This is a genomic window from Craterilacuibacter sp. (assembly GCF_051659485.1).
GTDB lineage: Bacteria > Pseudomonadota > Gammaproteobacteria > Burkholderiales > Chromobacteriaceae > Craterilacuibacter.
Genome location: NZ_JBOFOO010000335.1, coordinates 1 through 4,478, shown reverse-complemented (window position 1 = coordinate 4,478; position 4,478 = coordinate 1). Strand labels below are relative to the sequence as shown.

The following is a 4,478-nucleotide window of genomic DNA, read 5'->3' as shown; positions in this document are numbered from 1 at the left end:
GGCCCAGACGGGTCACGGCAGCCAGTTGTTTGGCCGCCACTTTGACGTTGGCACGCTGGTTGTCGGCGGTCATGGCTTCGCCACGTTTTTGCAGAGCGTTACCGCCCAGAGCTACTACTACGCGCATATTCAGTCCTTTTGCCACGCGTCCCATAACAGGCCGCATAGCGAATAATTGTGAGAAATACTTTTTCGTACAAGGAATAATGGCCGGCACACCTGCAAGCAAGGTTGTGCCGGCCATATTGCGGCGCTAATTAACAGCGCCACCCATGCGGTATCCGGCATCAAGCCGGATACCTTCATACAGACTTACTGGTTACCCAGAGTTGCAACCATGATGGCCTTGATGGTGTGCATGCGGTTTTCTGCCTGCTCGAAGGCAACGTTTACATTGCTTTCGAATACATCTTCGGTCACTTCGATACCATTGGCGAACTGTGGGTACACAGCAGCAACCTCAGCACCGACAACAGTTTCGCTGTTGTGGAAGGCTGGCAGGCAATGCAGGAACTTGACATTCGGGTTATTGGTAGCAGCGATCAGCTCTGCATTCACCTGGAACGGGGACAGCAGGGCAATACGCTCGGCCCAAACTTCTTTTGGCTCGCCCATGGAAACCCAAACGTCGGTATGAATAAAGTCAACGCCTTCAACCGCAACTTTAGGATCATCGGTCAGAACCAGACGTGCGCCGGTTTGAGCGGCAATTTTCTTGCACTCTTCAACCAGGGACGCTTCAGGCCACAGATCCTTAGGACCACCGATGCGAACTTCCATACCCAGCTTGCAACCGACAACCATCAGGGAGTTACCCATGTTGTTGCGTGCATCGCCAACGTAAGCGTAAGAGATCTGGGACAGCGGCTTTTCGCTGTTTTCGATCATGGTCAGCACGTCAGCCAGCATCTGGGTAGGGTGCCATTCGTCGGTCAGACCGTTGTAAACCGGTACGCCGGCGTTGTCGGCCAGCTCCTGAACCACGTCCTGCTTGAAGCCACGATATTCGATTGCATCGTACATGCGGCCCAAAACGCGCGCCGTGTCTTTCATCGACTCTTTGTAACCGATCTGCGAACCGGAAGGCCCGAGGTAGGTCACGTGAGCGCCTTGATCGTAGGCTGCCACTTCAAATGCGCAACGGGTGCGGGTCGAAGCTTTTTCAAAGATCAGGGCAATGTTTTTGCCGCTCAGACGCTGCTCTTCGTTACCGGCGTACTTGGCACGCTTCAGGTCACGGGACAGGTCCAGCAGGTAGCGGATTTCACGCGGAGTGAAGTCCAGCAGACGCAGGTAGTTACGGTTCTTCAGATTGAAAGCCATGATTTGTCCCTTAATTAATTATTTAGCACATAACGATTTTATTATTTTATACAGAGCAATAAACAACTCTCTCTGCATTGCCAGCCGGCATTGCCGGCTGGCCTTACTACCTCACATCAACCGATCAGATTTCAACTGCATCACGGATGATAGGGCAAGTCATGCAGTGACCACCGCCACGGCCGCGGCCGAGTTCGGATGCTGGGATCTCGATCACTTCCACACCGGCTTCGCGCATCAGGCGGTTGGTGTAGGTGTTGCGGTCATAAGCTACGACTACGCGACGATCCAGAGCTACGACGTTATTGCCGTCATCCCACTGCTCACGCTCACGCTGGAATGCATCACCACCGGTAGTGATAACCTGGATGTCTTTCAGGCCCAGAGCCTCTTTCACTACATCGACCAGATGCACGCCGTCGTGACGTTCGAAGCGGACTTCACCTTCTTTGTCGCCAGCGTAGATGCTGGTGCAGACGATTTCGTCCACAACGTCCGGGAAGGACGACAGCAGGTCGATATCGAGGAAGGAGAATACGGTATCCAGGTGCATCGCAGCACGCGACTTAGGCATCTGGCAAGCGATAACGCGAGTTGCGCCGCCTTCTTTACCCAGAACAGCCTTGGCAGCCTGAACTACAGCTTGCGGGCTGGTGCGCTCGCCCATACCGATCAGGACAACGCCGTTACCGATAGGCATTACGTCGCCACCTTCCAGCGTAGCTGGGCCGTGGTCTTTGTCGCTATCACCCCACCATACTTTTACATTGCCAGCGAAGTAAGGGTGGAACTGGTAGATCGATTGCAGAATCAGGGTTTCCTGACGACGTGCTGGCCAGTACATAGGGTTCAGCGTCACGCCTTCATAGATCCAGCAGGATGGATCGCGCTGGAACAGGCTGTTCGGGATCGGAGGCAGAACGAAATCGGAGTGATCCAGATAGCCGCCAAACAGGCCTTTAGGATCGAATGGCAGATCCAGCTTGGCGATACCGCCAATCAGGTGGTCAGCCAGTTGAGCCGATGGCATTTCATCCAGCCAGCTGCGCAGATCACCCAGCATGCCGATGCCGACGTTGTCAGCCTTGACTTTGCGGTCCAGGATCCAGCTACGGGCAGCCTTGTCATCCAGCACGGTACCCAGTGCTTCGTGGGCTTCCAGAACGAAGGTGCCACGGGCACGCATCTGCTCAACCATAAAGTCATGGTCTTTTTGTGCACGCTCAACCCAGATCACATCATCAAACAGCAGACCATGGCAGTTATCCGGGGTCAGACGCTTGTGGGCGAGACCTGGACGGCAAACCATCACACTGTGCAGCTTACCGCACTCGGAATGAACACCAAACTTCGACATCTTAAACTCCTTAAGAGCAATCAGTAGGTTTGTTACAGCCACCACCGGCGGCTGCAGTGAGTAAAAACTTGGTTAATTCCGGTGACCGCAATCATGCAGCCACCGCATAAAACATGTATTACAGCGACAGGGTACCGACGGACAGACCGTAAGCGGCGTAGATCCCCAGCACGACGATCAGTGCAGCCAGAATGGCTTCACCACCGTTGAAAGGCTTCTGGCCCTGCTCTTTACGAGCCCAAACATAGAACAGCAGACCTGGTGCGTACAGAACCATGGACAGCAGCAGATACTGCAGGCCAGCTGCGTACAACAGCCATACACCGTAAACCGAAGCGATGGCAGCAACCAGAATGTCCTTGGCAGCAGACTCGCCCGCCTTGTAGCCTTCACCGCGCTGGGCAACCATCAGCGAGTACACGGCGCAGAACAGGTAAGGCAGCAGGATCATGGACGTGGCCAGGTAAACCAGGCTCAGGTACACGGAACCATTGAAGTAGGTGATGATCAGGAACAGCTGGATCATGCCGTTGGTCAGCCACAGCGATGCAGCAGGCGAGCCGTTGGCATTGGTCTTGCCGAATATCTTAGGCATCATGCCGTCTTGAGCCGCCAGATACGGGGTCTCGCCGGACAGCAAAGTCCAAGCCAGCAAAGCACCACCTACCGAGATCACCAGACCGGCGTTCATGATGTTGGCGCCCATGGTACCGATGGCAGCTTCCAGCACATAAGCGGTCGAAGGGTTCTTCAGCGCAGCCAGTTCAGGCTGGGTCAATACACCCAGAGACAGTACCGATACGGCGATCAAGAGTGCGATGGTCAGCAGGAAACCGATCACAGTTGCCTTGCCTACATCCGCCATGTTTTGTGCACGGCCGGAGAACATCGACGCGCCTTCGATACCGATGAACACCCAAACTGTCACCAGCATGGTGCTCTTGACCTGGTCAACGATAGTACCCAGCTCGGCAGAACCCCAGAAGTCCAGATTGAAGGTATCAATCTTGAACGAGAACAATACGATAGCAATAAACAGCGCCAGCGGAACCAGCTTGGCAATCGTGGTGATGGTGTTGATCATGGCAGCGCCATGCACACCGCGCAGCACCAGGAAGTGCAGCGCCCACAGCAAAGCGGAAGCGCAGACAATGGCCAGCCCGGTATTGCCTTCGCCGAAGGCCGGGAACCAGAACGACAGTGCGGAGAACATCACCACGAAGTAGGCAACGTTACCGATCCAGGCTGAGATCCAGTAACCCCAAGCCGAGTTGAAACCTACGTAGTCACCCATAGCAGCGCGGGCATAGCCATACACACCACCGGTTACTTCAGGCTTGCGGTTGGCCAGCATCTGGAAGGAAAAAGCCAAGGCCAGCATACCGATAAAAGTAATTGCCCAGCCGATAATGATGGCACCGGCACCCGCGCCGGACGCCATATTTTGAGGCAACGAGAAAATACCGCCACCAATCATGGAACCTACAACTAGAGCAGTCAGTGCGCCAAGTTTGAGCTTGGGTGTGCTGCTTTCAGTTTCCGCAGACATGTTTGTTCTCCGTGATTTTGTTAATGATAAAGAAACTAATCTTGTTGTTATATTATTAAATTCTGATAGCCAGCATCATAACGCTGCCCAGATGGCGTCGTCTACTCCCCCCAAACCGTTTACTTGATCTAGGTCATATCGGCCCTAAAAAGCAATTTAGATAGCAACTGTAGTCTAAATTTCACACCTCGACTGGAGGTTAAACTCAACACTTCAACAGCCAAAAAAATACATTCGACTGGTAAATTA

Annotated in this window: 3 protein-coding genes; all 3 read right to left on the bottom strand. The window is 53.8% G+C overall.

Translation table 11 applies throughout. The features are described from left to right. Window positions 1–312: 312 nt before the first annotated feature. Window positions 313–1,323 carry an ornithine carbamoyltransferase gene (locus ACRC1E_RS11500; RefSeq protein ID WP_438515232.1) on the bottom strand — a complete coding sequence of 337 codons (1,011 nt, stop codon included), beginning with the start codon at window positions 1,321–1,323 and terminating at the stop codon, window positions 313–315. Window positions 1,324–1,447: 124 nt separating this feature from the next. Next, window positions 1,448–2,680, bottom strand: coding sequence for an arginine deiminase (locus tag ACRC1E_RS11495; protein ID WP_438515231.1), 1,233 nt, complete (start codon window positions 2,678–2,680; stop codon window positions 1,448–1,450). A 118-nt stretch (window positions 2,681–2,798) separates the two neighbouring features. Continuing rightward, window positions 2,799–4,229, bottom strand: a complete 1,431-nt coding sequence (gene arcD, locus ACRC1E_RS11490) for an arginine-ornithine antiporter (RefSeq protein WP_438515230.1) — start codon at window positions 4,227–4,229, stop codon at window positions 2,799–2,801. Between the last annotated feature and the right edge of the window lie 249 nt (window positions 4,230–4,478).